This is a genomic window from Frigoribacterium sp. PvP054 (assembly GCF_040547465.1).
In the GTDB taxonomy this organism is placed as follows: Bacteria; Actinomycetota; Actinomycetes; order Actinomycetales; family Microbacteriaceae; genus Frigoribacterium.
The window spans coordinates 477,974-498,006 of sequence record NZ_JBEPPU010000002.1; the positions used below are offsets into that span (position 1 = coordinate 477,974).

At 68.6% G+C, this 20,033-nt stretch carries 21 protein-coding genes and 1 pseudogene; 14 read left to right on the plus strand and 8 right to left on the minus strand.

Annotation, left to right across the window (positions count from 1 at the left end; all coding sequences use genetic code 11):
* Positions 1-2 precede the first annotated feature (2 nt).
* A complete protein-coding gene (locus ABID81_RS05015; protein WP_054146949.1) occupies positions 3-251 on the minus strand; it encodes a glutaredoxin family protein in 249 nt (82 codons plus the stop codon).
* A gap of 374 nt (positions 252-625) precedes the next feature.
* On the opposite strand from ABID81_RS05015, the gene ABID81_RS05020 reads away from it, so the two are divergent.
* Entirely contained in the window at positions 626-2,023 is a 1,398-nt protein-coding gene (locus ABID81_RS05020) for an MFS transporter (RefSeq protein ID WP_354593705.1), read from the plus strand.
* A gap of 271 nt (positions 2,024-2,294) precedes the next feature.
* Positions 2,295-7,724 (plus strand): beta strand repeat-containing protein, encoded by a 5,430-nt coding sequence (locus ABID81_RS05025; protein ID WP_354593706.1) that lies wholly within the window; start codon positions 2,295-2,297, stop codon positions 7,722-7,724.
* Positions 7,725-7,847: 123 nt separating this feature from the next.
* On the opposite strand, the gene ABID81_RS05030 is transcribed toward ABID81_RS05025, so the two are convergent.
* Positions 7,848-8,033: a hypothetical protein gene (locus tag ABID81_RS05030; protein WP_354593707.1), complete on the minus strand. Its 186-nt coding sequence runs from the start codon at positions 8,031-8,033 to the stop codon at positions 7,848-7,850.
* 275 nt (positions 8,034-8,308) lie between these two features.
* On the opposite strand from ABID81_RS05030, the gene ABID81_RS05035 reads away from it, so the two are divergent.
* The 3 genes from ABID81_RS05035 (at position 8,309) to ABID81_RS05045 (ending at position 10,014) form a co-directional block, all read left to right on the plus strand.
* Complete coding sequence (locus tag ABID81_RS05035; protein ID WP_354593708.1) at positions 8,309-8,815, plus strand: hypothetical protein; 507 nt, start codon at positions 8,309-8,311, stop codon at positions 8,813-8,815.
* Positions 8,812-9,354 (plus strand): DUF6611 family protein, encoded by a 543-nt coding sequence (locus ABID81_RS05040; protein ID WP_354593709.1) that lies wholly within the window; start codon positions 8,812-8,814, stop codon positions 9,352-9,354. Before ABID81_RS05035 ends, ABID81_RS05040 begins: the two co-directional genes overlap by 4 nt.
* Positions 9,355-9,540: 186 nt before the next feature.
* Positions 9,541-10,014 carry a hypothetical protein gene (locus ABID81_RS05045; protein WP_354593710.1) on the plus strand — a complete coding sequence of 158 codons (474 nt, stop codon included), beginning with the start codon at positions 9,541-9,543 and terminating at the stop codon, positions 10,012-10,014.
* Positions 10,015-10,406: 392 nt separating this feature from the next.
* Here the strand turns inward: ABID81_RS05045 and ABID81_RS05050 are convergent, their stop codons facing one another.
* The gene (locus tag ABID81_RS05050) at positions 10,407-10,943 is read right to left on the minus strand and encodes a putative immunity protein (protein WP_354593711.1); all 537 of its coding nucleotides are present in this window, start codon (positions 10,941-10,943) and stop codon (positions 10,407-10,409) included.
* On the opposite strand from ABID81_RS05050, the gene ABID81_RS05055 reads away from it, so the two are divergent.
* Together ABID81_RS05055 and ABID81_RS05060 are read left to right on the plus strand one after the other, a co-directional pair.
* The gene (locus ABID81_RS05055; RefSeq protein ID WP_354593712.1) at positions 10,942-11,469 is read left to right on the plus strand and encodes a hypothetical protein; all 528 of its coding nucleotides are present in this window, start codon (positions 10,942-10,944) and stop codon (positions 11,467-11,469) included. The genes ABID81_RS05050 and ABID81_RS05055 overlap by 2 nt on opposite strands.
* Positions 11,470-11,614: 145 nt before the next feature.
* Complete coding sequence (locus ABID81_RS05060; protein WP_354593713.1) at positions 11,615-12,454, plus strand: class I SAM-dependent methyltransferase; 840 nt, start codon at positions 11,615-11,617, stop codon at positions 12,452-12,454.
* Between the two features lie 41 nt (positions 12,455-12,495).
* Here ABID81_RS05060 and ABID81_RS05065 read toward each other — a convergent pair whose 3' ends face one another.
* On the minus strand, positions 12,496-12,861 hold the full coding sequence (locus ABID81_RS05065) for a hypothetical protein (protein ID WP_354593714.1): 366 nt from the start codon (positions 12,859-12,861) through the stop codon (positions 12,496-12,498).
* Between the two features lie 362 nt (positions 12,862-13,223).
* On the opposite strand from ABID81_RS05065, the gene ABID81_RS05070 reads away from it, so the two are divergent.
* The 5 genes from ABID81_RS05070 (at position 13,224) to ABID81_RS05090 (ending at position 15,912) form a co-directional block, all read left to right on the plus strand.
* Positions 13,224-13,985 (plus strand): hypothetical protein, encoded by a 762-nt coding sequence (locus ABID81_RS05070; protein ID WP_354593715.1) that lies wholly within the window; start codon positions 13,224-13,226, stop codon positions 13,983-13,985.
* Positions 13,986-14,013: 28 nt separating this feature from the next.
* Positions 14,014-14,514 carry a hypothetical protein gene (locus tag ABID81_RS05075; RefSeq protein ID WP_354593716.1) on the plus strand — a complete coding sequence of 167 codons (501 nt, stop codon included), beginning with the start codon at positions 14,014-14,016 and terminating at the stop codon, positions 14,512-14,514.
* Positions 14,511-14,831 (plus strand): transcriptional regulator, encoded by a 321-nt coding sequence (locus ABID81_RS05080; RefSeq protein WP_354593717.1) that lies wholly within the window; start codon positions 14,511-14,513, stop codon positions 14,829-14,831. Before ABID81_RS05075 ends, ABID81_RS05080 begins: the two co-directional genes overlap by 4 nt.
* Positions 14,832-14,928: 97 nt before the next feature.
* Positions 14,929-15,327 (plus strand): immunity protein CdiI family protein, encoded by a 399-nt coding sequence (locus tag ABID81_RS05085; protein WP_354593718.1) that lies wholly within the window; start codon positions 14,929-14,931, stop codon positions 15,325-15,327.
* A 147-nt stretch (positions 15,328-15,474) separates the two neighbouring features.
* Positions 15,475-15,912 carry a hypothetical protein gene (locus ABID81_RS05090; RefSeq protein WP_354593719.1) on the plus strand — a complete coding sequence of 146 codons (438 nt, stop codon included), beginning with the start codon at positions 15,475-15,477 and terminating at the stop codon, positions 15,910-15,912.
* Here ABID81_RS05090 and ABID81_RS05095 read toward each other — a convergent pair.
* Positions 15,856-16,308: a hypothetical protein gene (locus tag ABID81_RS05095; protein ID WP_354593720.1), complete on the minus strand. Its 453-nt coding sequence runs from the start codon at positions 16,306-16,308 to the stop codon at positions 15,856-15,858. The genes ABID81_RS05090 and ABID81_RS05095 overlap by 57 nt on opposite strands.
* 17 nt (positions 16,309-16,325) lie before the next feature.
* On the opposite strand from ABID81_RS05095, the gene ABID81_RS05100 reads away from it, so the two are divergent.
* Positions 16,326-17,375 carry a protein kinase domain-containing protein gene (locus ABID81_RS05100; RefSeq protein ID WP_354593721.1) on the plus strand — a complete coding sequence of 350 codons (1,050 nt, stop codon included), beginning with the start codon at positions 16,326-16,328 and terminating at the stop codon, positions 17,373-17,375.
* A gap of 27 nt (positions 17,376-17,402) precedes the next feature.
* Here ABID81_RS05100 and ABID81_RS05105 read toward each other — a convergent pair whose 3' ends face one another.
* The 3 genes and pseudogenes from ABID81_RS05105 to ABID81_RS05115 form a co-directional block, all read right to left on the minus strand.
* A complete protein-coding gene (locus ABID81_RS05105; RefSeq protein ID WP_354593722.1) occupies positions 17,403-18,569 on the minus strand; it encodes a hypothetical protein in 1,167 nt (388 codons plus the stop codon).
* Between the two features lie 102 nt (positions 18,570-18,671).
* Positions 18,672-18,899: a helix-turn-helix domain-containing protein gene (locus ABID81_RS05110; RefSeq protein ID WP_354593723.1), complete on the minus strand. Its 228-nt coding sequence runs from the start codon at positions 18,897-18,899 to the stop codon at positions 18,672-18,674.
* Positions 18,882-19,166, minus strand: a pseudogene (locus ABID81_RS05115) (recombinase family protein); the annotation flags it as partial. The pseudogene ABID81_RS05115 and the gene ABID81_RS05110, both read right to left, overlap by 18 nt.
* 360 nt (positions 19,167-19,526) lie before the next feature.
* Here ABID81_RS05115 and ABID81_RS05120 point away from each other — a divergent pair.
* Positions 19,527-19,913 (plus strand): iron chaperone, encoded by a 387-nt coding sequence (locus tag ABID81_RS05120; RefSeq protein ID WP_354593724.1) that lies wholly within the window; start codon positions 19,527-19,529, stop codon positions 19,911-19,913.
* Positions 19,914-20,033: the final 120 nt, after the last annotated feature.

The window sequence follows — 20,033 nt, forward strand, 5'->3', positions numbered from 1 at the left end:
GGTCAGAGCTTGGCGGTCAGCTCGGCGTCGGTCGGCTCGACCAGGTGGCTGCCGTCAGGGAAGACCACGACGGGGATCTGCGTGCGGCCGCTCACGGCGTAGGCGCGGTCGGCCCCGTCGGCGACGGCCTCGAGGTCGACGTAGTCGTAGGCCACGCCCTCGCGGTCGAGCAGCGCCTTCGAGCGGCGGCAGTCGCGGCACCACTCGGCGCCGAACATCAGGATGCGGTCGGGGGCGGTGTCGGTGCTCATGGCGACCAGGGTACGCGGGGTGACGGGCGTCGGGCACGGTCGCCGCGCCTCCTCGTCCCGACCGGCGCCGTCGGCGACGAGCGCCGCCCGGGCGAGCTGCGCCGCCGCGGTCGGGGCCCCGCTCGCCGCGAGCGAACGCGGCCTCGTTCTCGTTCGGGGGCCTTGCGTGCCTCCGGGGGTGGCATGTCACACTGGACGGGCGCCCTCGTCGTGGAGTGGCAATCCCCCAATCCACCCGCCAGCAGCACGGCCCGCGACGAGTGTGCCGCATCGTGCAGACCGGGGGTCGACCACGAGTCGACCCGCCGACGTCCGCGGTGCCCCCCGACGAGACCATCGTCGTGCGCACGCGTCACGGGCCCGGAGGTACCCCCGTGACCGACACCCTTCAGCGCCCGCCCGAGACCGCGAGCACGCCCGCCGTCAGGCCGACCGCCCCGCCCCGCGAACGCGTCGCGGCCGGGCACCCGCGTGACGACCGTCCGACGCCGCAGCCGCACCGGCTGACCCCGTCGGGCGTCGTCGGCATCGCCGTCCTCGGCCTCGCGACCTTCTTCGCCATCACGACCGAGCTCAGCCCGGTCGGGCTGCTCTCGACGATGAGCCGCGACCTCGGCGTCACCGAGGCCCGACTCGGCGTCGTCGTGACGGTCTACGCCGTGGCCGTCGCCGCCCTCGCCCTGCCGCTCACCTGGGCGACCGCGCGGTTCCCCCGCAAGGCCGTGCTCGTCACCACGCTGGTCGGCTACACGGTCTCGAACCTGATGGTCGCGCTCGCGCCGAGCTTCGGCGTGCTGCTCACCGGCCGCGTGGTCGGCGGCATCGCCCACGCGCTGTTCTTCTCCGTGGCCTCGGCCTACGCGACGCGCATCGTGCCGGCCCGCCTGGCCGGTCGGGCGATCGCGTTCGTCTACTCGGGCAGCTCGCTCGGCTTCGTGGTGGGCGTGCCGCTCGCCACCACCGTCGGCGACCAGCTCGGCTGGCGCCCGGCCGTCGGAGCCGTCGCCGTCGCCACCGCGGCCCTTGCCGTCGTCGCCGCCGTGTTCCTGCCGCACGTGCAGGGCGAGTCGTCGCCGCACGTCGGATCGGTGCGCTCGTGGGCCCGGTCGGGGCTGCTCGCGGTCATCGTGGCCGACCTCATGCTGTTCGCGGGCCACTACGTCGTCTACACCTTCGTCGGCCCCTACCTGACGGGAGCCGGCCTCGGCGAGGACCTCGTCGGCGGCGCCCTGCTCGTGCTGGGCGGTGCCGGCGTGATCGGCCTGCTGGCGGCCGGCGCCTTCGTCGACCGGGCCCCGCGTCAGACCCTGATCGTGGCCGTCGCCGTGATGATCGGCGCCCTGGCCACCCTGCCGTTCGTGCACGGATCGCTCGTCGGCACCTTCGTCGTCGCCGGGCTGTGGATGGCCGCCAACGGCACGACCGGCACCCTCTTCATGGCCGCGGCGATCCGCACCGGCGGGGTGAGCCCCGACATCGCGGGCGCGCTGGTCAACGCCGGATCGAACGTCGGCATCGCTGCCGGGGCCGCCATCGGCGGTCAGGTCTACGGCCTGTCGGGTCTGGCCACCGTGCCGTTCGCGGCGGCCGCGATCGTGGCGATCAGCCTCGCCGTGATCGTGGCGGGCCGCCGGGGCTTCCCCCTGGTCGGCCACGCGCAGGCCACCCTGTCGACCTCGTCGCTGGCGGTCATCACGTCGTCGGTCGCCGTCGTCACGACGTCGATCCCGACGGTCGGCCGGGACCGCCGCGGGCGTCGGCCCCGCCGCTAGGCGACCAGGAGGCGCGGGTCACGTCCTCGGCATCGCACCCCGCGCCTCCTCGTACCCCGGTGTCCCCCACAAGGCGGACCGGAAAACCCCCCGCTCTGGGGACTCCGCTCGACAGCAGAGAAGCTTTATTGTCGAAACATCCACTTCCGTGGTGCCCCTGTACCCGTGGGGGCGACACGCGGGCCCCTGAACCCCCGCGTGCCGAGAGCACGACAGACGTCCGGTCGGATCCGACCCGGCCGGACGCCCCCACCCGAGGACACCACCACCCATGTCGCTTCTCCGCGCCTCCGCGCGCCCACGCCGTCGCGCCCTGTCGTTCGCGGCCTTTGCCACCGCCTCCCTGCTGGCGGCCGTCGCCGTCACCCAGGCCGTCGCGCCGGCTCCCGCCCAGGCCGCCGCGGCCCTGTCGTGCGACCAGAACACCATCTACGCCACCGCCGGTCAGGGCCAGTTCGTCGCCATCAACGTCGCGGCCAACACGGTGTCCGACGTCATCGCCGGGACGGCCAACCCGTTCTCACCCGCCAACAACGGCCTCGGCGTCGGACGCAACGGCCTCGACGCCTACGCCTTCACGAACGGCGCGGCGAACGGCTCGAACGGCAACGTCCTGGCCCGGTACGACGCGGCGAGCGGAGCGGTCACCACCGTGGCCGACGCGAACCCGGCCGGTGCCCCCGCCTCGACGCTGCGCGGCGCCGTCAACCCCGTCACCGGAATCTACTACTACGCGACCGGCGGCGACCCGGCCACGATCTCGGCCTACAACCCGAAGACCGGCGAGAAGATCGGCGTCGTCGGACGCATCCCCGGGCTGCAGGCCGGCAACGGCGACTTCGCCTTCAGCACGCAGGGGCTGCTCTTCGTCGTGGCCAGCAACGCGGTCTACCGCCTGAACGACGAGACCATCCCGACGACGGCCGGCACCACCTCGCTCGCCGCCACCAAGCTGACCGACCTGCCCACGGGCACGAACAGCCCCGGCATCGCCTTCTCGTCGGACGGCTACCTCTACGTCTCGTCGGGCATGCAGATCATCAAGCTCGACTCGAGCTCGGGTGCCGAGGTCAGCCGCATGACGACCCCGGCCATCAGCAACATCACCGCGTACTCCGACCTCGCGAGCTGCAACTACGCCAACACCCTGACGGGCAAGGCCGACGTCAAGGGCCGCTGGAAGTCCGGCGACCAGTTCGCCCTCAAGGTCGACGGCGGCAACCTCGCCTCGCCCGCGACCGCGACGACGTCCGGCGACGCGACCGACGTCCAGGCCCAGAAGGCCGGCGCCGCCCTGGCGATCCCCGCCCGCACCTACACGGTCTCGCAGACCGCGGGCAACTCCTCGACCCGCCTGGCGGACTACTCGACGACCTACGACTGCACGAACGTCAACAGCTCGACGTCGGTGGCCTCGGGCTCGGGCAACACGGCCCGGTTCAGCTTCCCGGCCGCGAGCAGCGCCGACGGCACCGACGTCGTCTGCACCTTCACGAACGCCGTGGCCGCGACCTCGGCCGCAGCCAGCGACGACCAGGCGACCACCGCCTCCGGGACCACGCTGACCGTCGACGCGCCCGGCGTGCTCGCGAACGACGCGGGCACCGACCTCACCGTGACCTCGAACACGCAGCCCGCGAACGGCAAGGCCACCGTGGCCGCGGACGGCTCGTACTCCTACACGCCGGCGAAGGGGTTCTCGGGCACCGACACGTTCCAGTACACGACGACCGACGGAGGCGGTGGCACGTCGACCTCGACCGTCACGATCACCGTCACCCCGTCGAGCAGCGACGACGTCGCGACGGCCCGCGCCGGCCAGCCGCTCGTCATGGACGCCGCCTCGGGCGTGCTGTCGAACGACTCGGGCAGCGGCCTGACCGCCGCGGTCGCGACCGGCCCCTCGCACGGCTCCCTCGTGCTCGGCCGTGACGGCTCGTACCGCTACGTGCCGGCCGACGGGTTCTCGGGCACCGACTCGTTCACCTACACGGCGACCGACGCCGACGGGGCGCAGACCACGAGCACCGTCACCGTCACGGTCCTGCCCACCGCCGCAGACGACACGGCGAGCGCCGTCTCGGGCACGCCGACGACCATCGCGGGCAGCGACCTCACCGCCAACGACCGGGGCGTCGACACGACGGTCACCGCGGTCTCGACGCCCGGGCACGGAACCGCCTCGGTGACGCCCGCCGGTGACGTCGCCTACACGCCCGCCGGCGACTTCTCGGGCACCGACACCTTCGACTACACCGTCACCGACGGCCAGGGCGGCACCGACACCGCCACGGTCACCGTGACGGTGGCCCCCCGCGCCTCCGACGACTCGGTCGACGCCGTCGCGGGTGCACCCCTCGACGTGCCGGCCGGCCGCGGCCTGCTCGCGAACGACGGCGGCACCGGCCCCCTGACCGCCGCGGTCGCCACCGCCCCCACCCACGGCACCGTGGTGGTCTCGCCGGACGGCTCGTTCGTCTACACGCCGGAGAAGGGCTTCTCGGGCACCGACTCCTTCACGTACACGCTGACCGACGGCAACGGGGCCACGAGCACCGCGACGGCCACCGTGGGCGTCGCGCCGAAGGCCGTCGACGACGCCGTCACCGTGCTCGCGGGTCGCAACGCGCACGTCGACGGACCGGGCGTGCTCGGCAACGACCTCGGCACCGGCCTCACCGCCGCGATCGTGACCGGGCCGCAGCACGGCACGGCGACCATCGCCCCGAACGGCGAGTTCGACTACACGCCGGCCCCCGGGTTCTCGGGCACCGACACCGTGACCTACCAGGTCACCGACGCCGCGGGCCGCACCTCGACCGCGACCGTGACGATCACGGTGAAGCCGGTGGCCGTCGACGACCAGGCCACGACCCCGAACGGCACGGCGGTCACGATCGCGGCGCCCGGCCTGCTCGGCAACGACCTCGGCACCGACCTCCGCGTCACCGACCACGGCTCGCCGGCCCACGGCACCGTGACCGTCGACGCGGACGGCACCTGGAGCTACACGCCGGGCGCCGGCACCTCGGGCACCGACTCGTTCGAGTACCAGGTCACCGACGCGTCGGGTCAGACCGCCACGGGCCGCGCCTGGGTGATCGTCGGCGACCTCGCCGTCGCCGACCAGGGCACCGCGACGGCGGGCCGGCCCCTGTCGGTCGACGCCGCGAACGGCCTGCTGTCGAACGACAGCGGCACCGGCCTCACCGCCGTGCTCGACGGCACCCCCCGCCACGGTGACGTGACCGTCGCGAAGGACGGGTCGTACGTCTACACCCCCGCGACGGGCTTCTCGGGCACCGACTCCTTCACCTACACGGCGACCGACGCCGAGGGGCAGAAGAGCACGGGCATCGTGACGATCGTCGTCGTGCCCGACGCGGTCGACGACACGACCTCGACGACGGCCGGCACCCCGGTCACCGTCGCCGCGCCCGGCGTGCTCGGCAACGACCTCGGCACCGACCTGCGCGCCGAGATCGTCGACGCCCCGGCCCACGGCACCGCGACGATCGCGGCCGGCGGCACCATCACCTACACGCCCGCCGACGGCTTCTCGGGCACCGACCAGCTGACCTACCGCGCCACCGACCCCTCGGGCGGCTCGGACGTCGCGACCGTCACCGTCCACGTCGGTCCGATCGTCGTCGACGACTCACCCGTCGGCGGCACGGTCGCCGACCAGCCCCTCGTCGTGGACGCCGCTCACGGCGTGCTCTCGAACGACACGGGCACCGACCTCACGGCGAAGGTCACCGACCAGCCGAAGGCCGGCACCGTGACGATGGGCCCCGACGGTTCGTACACCTACACGCCGGAGCCCGGCACCTCGGGCAAGGACACCTTCGGCTACGAGGTCACCGACGGCAACGGCCAGAAAGGCACGGGCACCGTGACGATCGTGGTCGCACCGAAGGCCGTCGACGACGTCGCCACCGTCGTGGCCGGCGGTCACGTGACGGTCGCCGCCCCGGGCGTGCTCGGCAACGACGTGGGCACCGGCCTGACCGTCACCGCGGCCACCCCGGCGTCGCACGGCACCGTGACGATCGCACCGGACGGCACGTTCGACTACACCCCGGCACCCGGGTTCTCGGGTGACGACATCGTGGTCTACACGGTCACCGACCGCGACGGCGGCACGGGCACCGCGACGGTCACCGTGACCGTCACGCCCCGCGCGATCGACGACCGCTACACGACGCCCGCCGCGACCACCCTCACCGTGCCGGCCCCCGGCCTGCTCGGCAACGACCTCGGCACCGGCCTGACCGTGACGAGCGTCGGCACCCCGGCGCACGGCACGATCGCGACCCGGCCGGACGGTTCGGCGACCTACACGCCGCAGCCCGGCTTCTCGGGCACCGACCGCGTCGAGTACACCGCGACCGACGCGTCGGGCCGCAGCACGACGGCCGTCGTCACGATCGTCGTCGGCGCCCTCGCCGTGGACGACGCCGGCACCACCCGCGCCGGCACCCCGCTGACCGTCGACGCCGCGCGCGGCGTGCTCTCGAACGACTCGGGCAGCTCGCTGACCGCCACGCTCGACGCTCGCCCCGCCCACGGCACGGTCGACCTGGCGAAGGACGGTTCGTACGTCTACACGCCGTCGGCCGGGTTCTCGGGTGTCGACACCTTCACCTACACGGCCACCGACGGCGAGGGCCAGACCCGCACGGGCACCGTCACGGTCACGGTGCTGCCGTCGGCGGTCGACGACAGGGCCGCGAGCCCGGCCGACACGACGCTGACCGTGGCCGCCCCCGGCGTGCTGGGCAACGACCTGGGCACGGGGCTGCGCGTCACCGCGACCGGCACCGCCACCCACGGCACGGTCACGATCGACGCCGGTGGTCGCCTGGTCTACGCGCCGACGGCCGGGTACTCCGGCCCGGACGCCGTGACCTACACGGTCACCGACCGTGACGGCGGCACCGCCACCGCCACGGTCCGCATCACCGTGGGCGTCAAGGCCGTCGACGACAAGGGCACGACGATCGCCGGACAGCGCCTGGTGACCGGCAAGGTCGGCGGCGTGCTGGGCAACGACGACGGGTCGGCCCTGTGGGTCGTCCTGGCCTCGAAGCCCGCGCACGGCACCGTGACGATGCAGCGCGACGGCTCGTACGAGTACCTGCCGGACGCCGGCTTCGTCGGGGTCGACTCGTTCGACTACACGGCGACCGACGCCTCGGGGCAGACGTCCCGCGCGACGGTGACCATCACCGTGCTCGGCGCGGCGGTCGCGGTCGACGACGAGCAGCGCGGCACGACCGACCACGCCGTCACCGTCGACGTCACGGCGAACGACACCCCGACCCAGGGCGCCACGTTCGACCGCGGCACGGTCGTGATCGTGGACCCGGCGACCGGTGACGGGGTCAGCACGCTGGCCGTGCCCGGCACGGGCACCTGGACGGTCGTCGACGGCAGCGTCGTCTTCACCCCCGAGGCCGGCTTCGACTCGAAGGCCTCGGTCCAGTACCGCGTGACCGACTCGGCCGGCGTGACCGTCGAGGCCGTCGTCACCGTGACGTTCCCGATGATCCTGACGGCGACGCAGCTCGCCTTCACGGGCAGCGCCTCCGTCCTCGGCATCGCCGCGATGGCCATGCTCGGGGTCGCCGTCGGCCTGGCGCTGTCGCGTCGCGGTCGCCGCGTCACCGGCCCGATCCGGGGTCGCCGCACCGAGTAGCGCCCGACGCCACGACGTCCCCGTCCGCCGGCCCCCTCGCAAGGAGCCGTGCGGGCGGGGACGTCGGCCGTTCAGGAGGCGCGGTGCCGGGAGGCGCGGAGGGCGCCCGACCCGGCGGGTCGGCTAGCGCTGCTGCCGCTCCTGCTGCCAGGGGAAGCCGCGCACGAGACGCTGCCACGGCGACGGGTGACGGACGGGGGCCTTCTCCTCGCCGGGTCGGTCGCCCCGGTGGTCGCCGCCGTTGACCGAGTCGGCCGGGTCGATCGCCCGCGCGTCGGCCTGGGCCAGCCACATGTGGTCTTGGAACATCCGGTGCCTCCTGGAGACGAGCGGGCGGATCGACGAGTCCTCGAACACTAGACCCCTCCGATGCGCGGGGTGGCGACTCCTCGCGACGTCGTCGGCCCGGTCGTCCCGGGTGTGGCGTAGGAGTGCCGTCAGGATGGCGGTCGAGGGCGCACGGATGTCGTCAGGCCCGCCTCGGGCGACGAGCGGGTCTCATAGGACTGTCTCATGCACCCTCACCCTGCTCGGTCCGTGACGGACCGCCTCCGGTCCCGTCCCGTCGTCGCGGCGGATCACTCGTGACCCTCACCGACATCCTGCCGTCGATGCGGCGCGTCATCGCCGAGCCGTTCACCGTCGATTCGTGGCCCGCGAGGACCCGCGCGACGGTGGACGACATCGTCATCGGCGGCGTCTCCCTCGTCCGCCTCGCCGGCATCTGCGAGACCCCGTGCGTCCACACGGGTGCGGCCCTGATCCCCCGCTCGGGCGGACGCGTGTCCCCGGTGGACGACGCGACCGCGATCGTGGTCAGCGTCCGGACGGTGAGCCGTCACGCGTCCGGCGCGACCGTGGTCCAGGTCGACGGCCGGCTCGGCTCGGCACCCGTCGTCATCGGCGAGCTCCGGCTCATCGGGAGGATCTCGACCGTGCACGACACGGCCGTGGTGGTGGGGCTCGACGACGAGGGGCCGTCCGTCGCGGTCGTCGAACTCCCCGCGGACCTCCGGGTCGGAGACCTCCTCGCCGTCCCCTGCCCTGGAGACGTCACGGTGGGGCGCGTTCGACGCCACCAGGCCCGATGAGTGCGTCCTCGGCGTCCCGTTCCGTGCGCCACGCCGTCCACGACCTGGTCGACGGTGCCCATTCCTGGGGCAGCCTGGACCAGGCGCCGGCTCGGTCGACGGTCGTCCAGCAGATCACCCTGACGGTGTACCGACCGGGCACGACCCTGCACGATCGTCGCCTCCTGCACGCCCGGCAGACCTGGCCCCTGGCAGGAGCCGTCCTCGCCGTGTCGGTCGTGATCGTCATGGCGTCGTGGGCACCACCGCACGTCACCGGACTCGTGGCCCTGGTCGCCTGGGTGCTCGGGTTCGCCATTCTCGAGCTGACGACGCGTGGGCTGCGCGAGTCGGTCCGAGAGCTGTCGGCGTCGTCGACCTGCACGCCGGACGGACTCGTCGTCGTGGGCGACGCGGCGTGCGTGCGTGCGACCGCGGCGCGACTGTCCGCCCTGGAACGAGAACTCGACGCGGGGCGCATCTCCACCGACCGTTACCTCGCCCGGTGGGAGGAGGTCTGGCTGGCACTACCCAGCGCGCAGACGAGGCCGAGGACGTAGCCGGTCACGCCGTCTGACGCGCGAGCTGGTCCTGGCGATCCAGGAACAGCGTCACTCCTGGGTCAGAAGGAAGCCCAGCGAAGCGCCCAGATCGACCATGGGCGCAGGGGCCGGCCGACGACACGCGCAGGTCCGCATCCGCTGGTGAGGAAAGCGAGAGGGGATCTCGTACGGGACAATCGTTGCGTGCTCAAGCTCCCGGTACCTGGCGCCGTCCTGCTCTCAGTACTGCTTCTTGCGGGATGTTCCACACCGGAGCCATCCCTCCAGGACGACGAGTGGGCCGCCCGCATGACGCAGCTGCTCAGCGACCCCGCCGGAGAAGGTGGAGCCGGTGGGCAGATCACGACGGACGACTCCGCTCAAGGCACGCCGCCAGCGCAGGTCACACTCGGGAGCGTGCCCGCCGGCGACTACGACGTACTCGCCGTGTGTCGTGACGCCGACCTCGTCCACCTGAGAATCGTCCGGTTCGCGGAGGCGCACGAGCCCGCGACGACCTACGCCGAGGCCGACATCCCCTGCGGCGCCACGCTTCGCCTGCCCGTCGTGACCGACACCACCGGTGTCACGATCGAAGCATCCGGTCCGGTCGACTCACAGTGGGAGGCCACGATCGTCACTCCGAACTGGCAGCCCCCGGTCACGACGTCGGACTGACGTGGCAACCCCCGGTGCCCGGCCGCAGGCGCACGAGTAGCCGCCTGCCTCCGTGGCGTCTCATTCGACGACCGTCTGTCGGGCGGGTGGCCTGTGGATCGAGGCGTCCCCGCGGACGAGACCGGCGTCGTTCGAAAGCCGTTGGCCCCGCCGTGACCGACGGAGCCAACTCCCTCGGGATCAAGCCCCTGCTTCCAGCAACTGATGACCTGTCGAAGCGAGGTCCTCCGACGGTACAGGCTCGACTCCACGCGAACCATTCGTCACGTGGGGCATCGAGTAGCAAGCCGAAGTCCAGGCGCATGATGCAGCGCGGAACCGAACCTAGGACATGCCGGGGCCCGCGGAGAGAGTTCCTATCGGGAAGCGCAGAACGGGACGATGGTGAGAGCTCAGTTCAGCTCGGCATTCCTGAGGGCGGCTTGCAACGCGTGGATCGTTTGTCCCAGCGCACCAGAAGCCAGGAGCCCCGAACCGAGAGGACCCGACGAGTTCTCTCCGAGAAGCGGCAGGGTTCGGAGCGCGGCCCGTACTGAGCGGCTCATGTGCTGCACCTGCCATCGGACCTCAGCCTCCCCGCCACCCGGTGCCGCCAGCTCGGCCGCTTTCGCCGCATAGGCGGCTGCGCCAAGAGCGTGAGCGCCCATGTGCGCTACGCCAGCAGCTTGCGCCGCGGACCACGCCGCTGCTTTGCCCGCCGGGGAGGCCGTCGATTGCGCGGCCCGACCCGCGACGAAACGACGCCGAATCTCTCCTGCTGCACTTAGCTCACCGCGAGAGAACGCTCGCGCTCGAGCAATCCCGTCCCGTGGTCTGTCGTCCTCGGGCACCTCGGCCTCAAAGAGAGGCAAGACCCTCTCTGCGCAATCCGCAGCCCACGCTGCGACAAGACGGCGATCATTCTCGGACAGTGACTGCGGAGAGAGCATGCCAGCACTCTCGCAGACGGTCCGGTCGACGATCGTCTATCGGGCGCTGGTGAAGGCGCCCGTCTCAGACGACACTCTAGAGATGCGCCACGAAACAGCACCGGTCGTGTTCCATCTCATGGCGCCATCGACGACGGCACTCTTGGTCGCGGTAGGGATGACAGCGTGCGCCAGCCCCCCTCCAGTTGCGTGCGCGTCTTGGCCGGACTACACGACGAGCGCCGAGATGCAGGAAGCTGCCACCGACGTGGTCGTGAGCAGCTCCGTGCGGTCCAGTGGCACCGAGGTGATGCTCGGAGTCGACGCCACTGTCTACGACATCAGGGTCGCCGAGGTGGAGAAGGGTTCGGTCGCGCCGGGTACGACGATCCGAGTCATCTCCACGCCAGACTCCTGCGGAGCGACCTTCTACCCAGAAGGTGACCAAATCGATAGGCAGGGGCCCCTCCGCATGTACCTGATCGAGGACGACGATGGGACGTTCCAAACGCTCTCGCCCTTCGACGGCGTTGAGCCTGCCCCATAGGCGAAGCTCCGCGTGTGGGATGCAGCTGCTCCGCTGACCGATCGGCTACCGGGACGGACCTTCCGTTCCTCGCCCGTGCACGTGTTGCGGCCCGCGGAGCGTTCTGCGAACCTGGTCGGCTTTGCTCATTCACTAGGGGGTTGCCGTGTCCACTCATGACCAGATCGAGACCAACCGGGCTAACTGGGACGAACGAGTTTCAGATCACCTCATCGCCTACAAGGCGGTTGAGTTCGCCGACGACCCCTCCGCCAACCGCGTCATGTTCGAAGCCAAGGTCATGGCCCCCCACCTCCCGGACGGGTCGCTCACCGGGCTCGACGTCGTGCACCTTCAATGCCACATCGGGGTTGACTCGATCAGTCTCGCCAGGCTCGGGGCACGAGTCGTCGGCACCGACTTCTCCGGTGACGCGATCGCAGCAGCCACCTCGCTTGCTGCTCGGGCCGGCGTCGATGCGTCCTTCGTCCAAACATCCAACGAAGACGCCCCCGATCAGCTCGGCCGGCAATTCGACGTTGTCTACACGACCGTCGGGGTCCTCGCGTGGCTTCCGGACCTCGCAACGTGGGCGCGCGCGGTCGAACGGCTCCTTAAACCGGGCGGGCTGTTCTTCCTCTATGAGGCACACCCCATGGTCATGACCCTGCAATACGACCGAGAAGACAACGCCCTCGTCGTCACCGAGCCATACTTTGGAGCGGGCGAAGCCCAACGATTCGACTCCGGGACCACGTACGCGAGCGACACCCTTCTCACGAACCGAACCACGTACGAGTGGCCACACTCCCTGGACGACATCTTCACCTCAATTTTGGCTGCGGGGCTTCAAATCGAGGCTTTCCACGAATACACCGCCATGCCATGGGAGCCCATCCCCAACCTCATCAAGACGCCAGCTGGTTACGCGCTTGCCGACGGCAACGAACGCGTACCGATGATGTTCTCCCTCGCTGCGCGAAAGCAGCACAACTCGTCTCGTTAGCCGATCGTCCATCGAGACGACCAGAGAGCGGGAAGCTGCTCTCAACGGATGAGCGCGAGGGGAAAGGTCACTGCTATCAGGACAAGTGTCATCGGCCAGAACCAGTACCTGAACGGACGACTTCGCCGCCATGCACGAGCGCCCAGCGCCACCAAAAAAATGAGCACGAGCAGGACAGCCGAACCGCCGAGCATCATCGCTCCGCCAAGCGCTTCGTCCCTGTTCATTCGCGCGACATCGAGGTCGCTGTCGATTAGTCCGGGCCAACCGAAGCTACGTGCTTCGTCGAGACCCATAGCGACTAACGACGCCATGCCGCACAGCACGACGGCGAAGGAAACAGTTAGCGCCCACACGAGCCAGGGCCGTCCTGTTGGCGCGTCGGCCCTGCTGAAGTGGTTGCGCACAGCACGCACCGTACGCGATTGCTCCAAAGAGCACGCGTCTCGATGAACGATCGGTCACCGACCCACGTCGGAGGCTAGCCACTCCCCCGCAGCTATGGGGCGCCGACTGTCTCACGTTCAGAGAAGTAGGGTCGCGGCCCGCCAACACCTAGTCACCGAAGAACGATCGCCTATCGGGCACGTCTCGGAGAGATCTAGCTCGTGCTGGGGATGCGCCAACGTGCGGCGCTTCCTAGTCTGATGACATGCAAGGGGCCGCGATCACGGGTAGTCGCGCCGCCAGGTGCGGACTCATCCTGATGGCCCTGACCGCGGCCTCCGTTATCGCAACGAGATCGACGGGGCACAGCGAGGCCAGTTTCGTGCTGCTCCTGCTCGAGCTCGATCTGCTGTGGATGACGTTGCTCGTCACCGGGGTCATCCTCCGCCGCCGGGGTGAGCCCCTCCGGGCTGGCTGGCTGCGCATCGCCCAAGCGCTCCCACCTGCTCCCATCGCGCGTGCCATCGGGCACGAGGTCGCGGCCCTTCGAGCCCTCGCATGGGTGGTGCGGCGACGACCTCCGACGGTTCCGATCGGCGCGCTGCCTGTGCCTGCAAAGAACGGGACGGCGGTTCTCCCGGCAGCCTTCATCGCGGCAAGCGGCGTCGAGATCGCGGTGCTCCACCTCGTTCTCCCGTACCCGGCACTCACCACAGCTCTGACGGCGCTGAGTGTCTACGGTGTCGTGTTGTTGCTCGGTTTCATTGCTGTCAGGTGGCAGCACCCGCATTACCTGACCGAAACCGACCTCGTCATCCGCACTGGCCGCCACGTCGTCGCGACGGTGCCCCGCAAGGACATCGCCTCGGCCCGCGTGCAGCACGACGGGTCGACGACGTCCCCGACAGTCGAAGGAACGACCGCGCGCATAGCGACCCTCGCCGGGTGCACCATCTCGGTCACCCTCAGCGCACCGGTCTCCCTTCGCCTGAACGCCTCGCCCCGTTCGACGGCCCACCGTGTCACGGAACTGCGCTTCGCAGCCGACCACACGGCAACCGTGATCGACAGCCTGCGACGAGATTACGACCGCTGGCCAGTCACCGATTCTCTATCGGACACCGGTGAAAGACACTTGCGGTAGGAGCAAGTCACTTAGTACGGTTGCGATCATGGAAAGCGACTTCAGAGAGCCTGATGAGCCTCGTCTGCCGCCGACACCATCAGCAGAACACGCTCGAACAGCCCTCGTGCACCTCGACGAGGACCGCGCGGTCCTAGCCCAGCGAATCGTCACCCCCTGGTGGTACCACCCAACATTGGGTGTGATCACGACTACTTTCGCCGGTGCTCACGTGCTTCCCGGAGCCGGCGCTCTCATGGCCATCGCGCTTGGGGTCGTAGCCATACCCGCCTTGATGTCCCTCTACGCCCGGCAGACCGGCGTCGTCGTCACGAAGCCGGCTGGCCCCCGCAGCAGACGGTTGCTCGGAACGATGCTCATCCTGCTCGTGGCCGGCATGGTGTGCGCCTTGCTCTTCAAACTGACCGGAGTCGATCCTCTCTGGGGTCTGGTCCCGGCAATGGTGACTTTCGTCGCAACTGTGATCCTCGGGCGCCGCTATGACGACGCTCTCCGACGGGAGACGCGCGAGGCCGGTACCAGCTCGTGACCGGGCGGCTCGAGCCGGTCTTCAACGAACTCGTCCATGCACCGTTGCGATTGCGGATCTGTGGCCTGCTCAAGAGCGCCGACGAGCTCGACTTCTCGGTACTGCGCGACGCCCTCGGCATCGACGACGCCAAGTTGTCCAAGAACCTGAAGGTCCTCACTGAGGCCGATTTGATCACCGTCCGCAAGGAGCGCTCGGCGGCCAGAAACGATGCTCGCCGCATTACGTGGATCACCCTCTCAGCTAAAGGGAGGATGACCTTCGACGCGCATGTAGCAGCACTGACCCTGATTGCTACGGGTACCAGCGCCCGCTGATCCGGAGCATCGAGACACCGTCAATCTGTCCTTCTCGGATACGGATCCTCTATCGGGACACCGCGTCTCCGTGAAGTTGCGACCGTAAAGTGGAGCTGTGTCTGATCGCGGTTTCGTCGTCGACCCTGTCACGCAAACCGAGGTGAGTGTCCCCTTGGGGATATGGCCGAAACAAGCCATAGAGCACGCTCGGCGGAGTCGCGATGGGGAGCTCCGACGCATCCGCTTCTTCCTCGATTGGGGTCACAGTTACCCCCTTTGGGAAGACGGCTCAGACGGCTACACGAAGGAACCCGGCGACTACGGCCTGTCCGGAGATCTCGGGGAGCGTCTCCACGCCTGGTATGAGACGTGGGCGCAGCATTGCAGTCCCGAACACGGTTGGTCTGACGAACAACGCCACCAGGCTTGGCTCGTTGCCGGCCACCGTCTCGCCGACGAGGTCGAGCTAGAGGTCTACGACTTCGCGGAAGTGATCCGAGAGTTCGATCGCTGACCGGCCGCCGATCCCCCATCGAACATGCGCGCAAGAGCGCTTCGCGGCCTCGCGGACGCTCACGGCAAGACGCGTCGATGCGGTGCGTGGCGTTTCCCCCCTTTGACTGCACGTGAGTACTCTCACGGAAGGGAGCGTCTAATGGACATGATTGACCTGCTGCACGCGGGCGAGGACAACGTCCGCGAGCACGATGGAGCGGCCAAACTCGGCGAGTCCGCGCGGGTGTTTCTCGACTGTGTCTCTGGATGGGAAAGCTTCACCGTAGAAGCAGCCAGTCCTGCGGCGGAACGGGTACTGGGCGCCGCCATGATGATCAACCCACAACTCCGAGGCGGTCGCTCGAAACGCACTGTGATTCTCGACGTGAACATCGCCAGCGGAACCCTCGTCGCGAATGCAGCGCGACGTGTCAGGGAGTCCGTTGAGCCAGAGTGGCTCCTGGCCGTGGTCATCAACTCGCTCACAGACGTTGACATGCGGTGGGGCATCGACGGCGTCGACACACTCGTGGTGTGCGACAGCGAGTCACTTCGGCAACATGGTCAGCCCCGCGCGGACGGCGTCGGCGTTCGCCTTCCCTGAAGCCAACTGCACAACAAGAGCCTCGAAAGCGTCATTTGTCAGCCCAAGGGACTTCGCCAGACCCGCCGGGACAATTGTTCTGACCTCTTGCTGGGTGTGACGACGGAGAACGAAGAGTAGGGCGCCCTCACAATGGGCCCGTGAAAATTGCGCCTTGTAGCGTGTAGCGATCGGCGAATTTCCCGCGACGCGGATGGCCGCCGCCGACATGCTCGAAGTCAGCTTGGCACTGAGTAGATCCGCTAGCTCGACAGCCTGCTCCGACGGCTCCACCGCGGTCGGGGTCAGCTGGAACGCATCTTCCAGGGTGGGCGCGGACAGTGTCCCCGCGAGCACCGTGGCGTAAACCTTGGGATGCTTCCCATTCGGGACAACGACAACACCGAGAACTGACATGGAGCCAAGTATCCTTCATGTTCATGGCGGCCACGGTTTATCCAAAAGGAACGACGATCAACGACCGTTACGAACTTCTCGGCAAACTAGGCAGCGACGGCCAGGTCTATGAGGCCTACGACCGGCACCTAGCCACGACCGTTGCGCTGAAGCTCCTCGACCCCAGGGATCACGCCCCTCAGCCCTGGGACGAAGCAAGGCGACTGGAGCAGCTCCGGAGCCACTTCATCGTGCCAGTACTGAATGCCGATGTCGTGATGGCGAGCGACATTCGATTCATCACCACTCCCCTCCTGCCGGACGGGGACCTTGAGTATGACGCTCGACCGATTGGACTGGCTGTCGCGACCGTGTCCCGCTATGCGCGGCACATCGCCGCCGGAATCGACACGATCCACTCCGCGGGCATGATTCATCGCGACATCAAACCCGCCAACGCGTTGCGCAGCGGCGACCGCGTGATTGTGTCCGATGTAGCCATGTGCGTCATTCTCGACGACGAAGGAACTGCCAGCCCGGATGGCAGCTACTGCACCGTCGCCCCGGAGGTTCTGAAGCAAGACGGCCGGTGCAGCGTGTTGTCCGACGTCTACTCACTCGCCGCAACGACGTTCTACCTCCTGAGCGGCGAGTACCCGATCGACCATCGAATCCCGAAGGAAGAACAACGTGAACGGCTTCTCGCCGGCAACATTCGTGACCTTTCGAACGTTGCCCCTCATGTGCCGCGAGCGATCGTCTCTGTCGTTCGACGAAGCTTGAGTGTCGCCCTTGCGGCGCGGCACGCTTCCGTCGAGAATTTTGGGAATGCCCTTGCGACGGCAGCACACGGCCGTCGCGACTGGCGACGGGTCGAACACTCCGGGCACGTCTACTGCGCGGAAGGTACTGCGCAGGACCGGCCGCACGCCGTCGGCATCTGCTCGCAATCCGCTAGTCGGAACGACATTGTCGTTCGCGCATTCCACCTCGACACCCACCGCGCCGTGTCGGGGGTCCCCGAACAAAGCACGACGGAACAGGCTCTGCACCAGGATTTGCATCGCCTGATCGCTCGAATCCGCTGACGTCGGATTCACGACTGCGGCTAGACCTCAGGGGCTGGCCGAGAAGCCAGGCAGATTGGCCTCGCGGACTCCATCCCTCAAAGCTGTCAAGCGTTCTGCGCTCAAAATACCCAGAAGTCGGCGTTCCAGAAGCGCAAGCGCAACTGCCCGGGCGACTTCCAACTGCTCTGCCGAAACTGACCGGGCTTTCCCATGTAGGAGGCGGCTTCGAAGCCCGTACAGTCGTCCAACGGCGACGGAAATTGTGTCTTGGTGACTTCCCAGTAGTTGATGCACAACGCTCTTTACCGGCGCAATGTTGGCGTTTGTCATCTCCAGCGCTTCAATGGTGAGCCAGTGAGCGATAAAAGCTTGAACAGGGTCCGTCTCAGCGTCAGCTCGCCAATACCATTGAGCGGCAATTCGAAGCCTGGCCCGGTCTTCCTCAGAACGCGCACTGTTGGCATCGAAGATGGCTGCAATCTGTGCGGCCGCGCCCTCACCGTCGACGTACCGAAGCTCTGCCTGCGCTTCCAGCGCCACTGTCGGACCATCGAGCCGACGATTCCAGTGCCAATCGTCGAAGACCTCCCCAATCTCCTCAGTGATGCGCACTCCTAGTAGCCGCGGCCCAAAGGAAAGATCTAAAGAGGCCAGAAGGGAAGCCACGGCTGCACGCGCAGCACCAAGCCTGCTCTGATGGTCGCCACCAGCCGCGTCTTCGTTGAGTGCGTAGAGCACCTCGACATAGTTCATTGGCGGGCTTGTCTCTTGGTGAGCCTCGATCGGCACCGTGTTGTCCGCTTCGCGCACATACCGAAGCGGGTCATAAAAGAGCCTTCCCCAGTCGGGAAGCAAGAATCGATCAGGCCTCCGCCAAGGAAGAGCGCGGCCGAAGCGAGGCTCGCCCCAGGTGACGCGACCATTGGCAAACATCACGCGGCAGTTGGGCGAGACCACGCCTGCGGGATTCGTCGGCACAGTTCGGAGCGTCTTGTACACGACACGGTAAGCGGGTCGCCCCCCGTCCGCCGGGTGTTCCTCATCGCTTTCCTGCCAAGCCTGAAACCGCGTTTCGGGAGGCATTTCAGTGTTTACCTCCACGGCGTTCAAAAACTCGTCGACGCCCGTCAACTCACCACGCCGGACGGGAGTGCGTTCACCCGTCAGTTCGTTTGTGATGTAAACGCGGGGGTCAAACTCGTCTTCCGCCATGTCGGTTCTCCTGATCGCGATTGTCTAACTTGAGCCTGAGGCACGTACCCTGACACAGGCGACAGGCGCTGCCAGTAACACCTCCGGAAGTCGTACTACTACCTAGGAGGCGGGCTGGATGGCGCGGTACACCGTTGACCGGGCGACACCGAAAAGTTCCGCGATCTCGCTCGTCGTGTGGGCGCCGGTGTGGTGCAGCTGCACGAGGTGCTTCTCCTGCGAGGGCGTGAGCTTGGGCTTGCGGCCGCGGAGCTTGCCGGCGGCCTTGGCGATCGCCGCGCCCTCCCGGGTGCGGGCACGGATCAGGTCGGCCTCGAACTCGGCCACCATGCCGAGGACGTTGAACAGGAGACGGCTTACTGGGTCGGTAGGGTCGCAGACCGCTCCCCCCGAGGTTCAGCGCTACGCCCTTCTTCGTCAGCTCGTCCGCGATGTCCGTCGCGTCGCGCAGGGACCGGGCAAGGCGGTCGAGCTTGTCACCACCAGGACGTCGCCGGCACGGCACACAGCCAACGCTTTGCGAAGACCCGGCCGGGCTCGAATCTTGCCCGAGAGTCCGTGGTCAACATGCACGTGTTGATCGTCAACACCCAGTGCTGCAAGACCGTCCCGCCGTGCTGCGAGATTCTGTCCCGAGGTCGAGACGCGCGCGCATGCGAGGAGCCCGAACGGCTGTAGCGTTCAAGCCCCCATCACCGGGCATTTTTGCGGGACAGGCATACGCGAATCTGCAGGCCGGATGCCGCTGGCCTCAGCCGGCCGAGACGGGCTCGAGAAGGTGTCCCGATGAACGACCCTCTTACGAACGCAACCACAGCCCGACCATCTCGCGAGGGTTCACCGCAGCTCGTGAGCCCACCAGCGAGATCGGGTCTGACGACCTGGCGGTGCCGCCAGGGGCTGGCGGTGCGGGGCGTTCCGTCGCACACTGGTGCCCAGCGAACGAGAGGACTCGTCATGAGCGACAGCGTGGTCGATCAGTACATCGCGGGGTTCCCGCCCGAGAAGCGCGAAGCACTCGAACGGGTGAGACGGGCGATCCACGCCGGGTGCTCCGGCGGAATCGAGAGCCTCAAGTACGGCATGCCCGCCGTCCGCTTCGACGACGGCCGCACGCTCTATTTCGCGGCCTGGACCCGTCACCTCGGCATCTACCCGGTCCCCCGCTTCGACGGCGCCCTCGAAGGCGACGTCTCGCCGCACCGCCGCACCAAGGACACGGTCGCCTTCGGCTGGGGCCGACCGGTGCCGGACGAGCTGGTCGAACGCATCGCCCGCGCCGTGGCATGCGGAACGGGGGCGACGTCGGACGCGCCTCCCCCGGCCTTCGCCGTCACCCGCTGACGCGACCCCTTATCCGACGTCCCCGGGGCCGGTCGAGTGGTCACGAATCGTCCCTCGCGCTCGGCCGAAGGACACTTTCGGACCACTCGACGCCCGATGCGACGAACGCGGGCGGGCGGG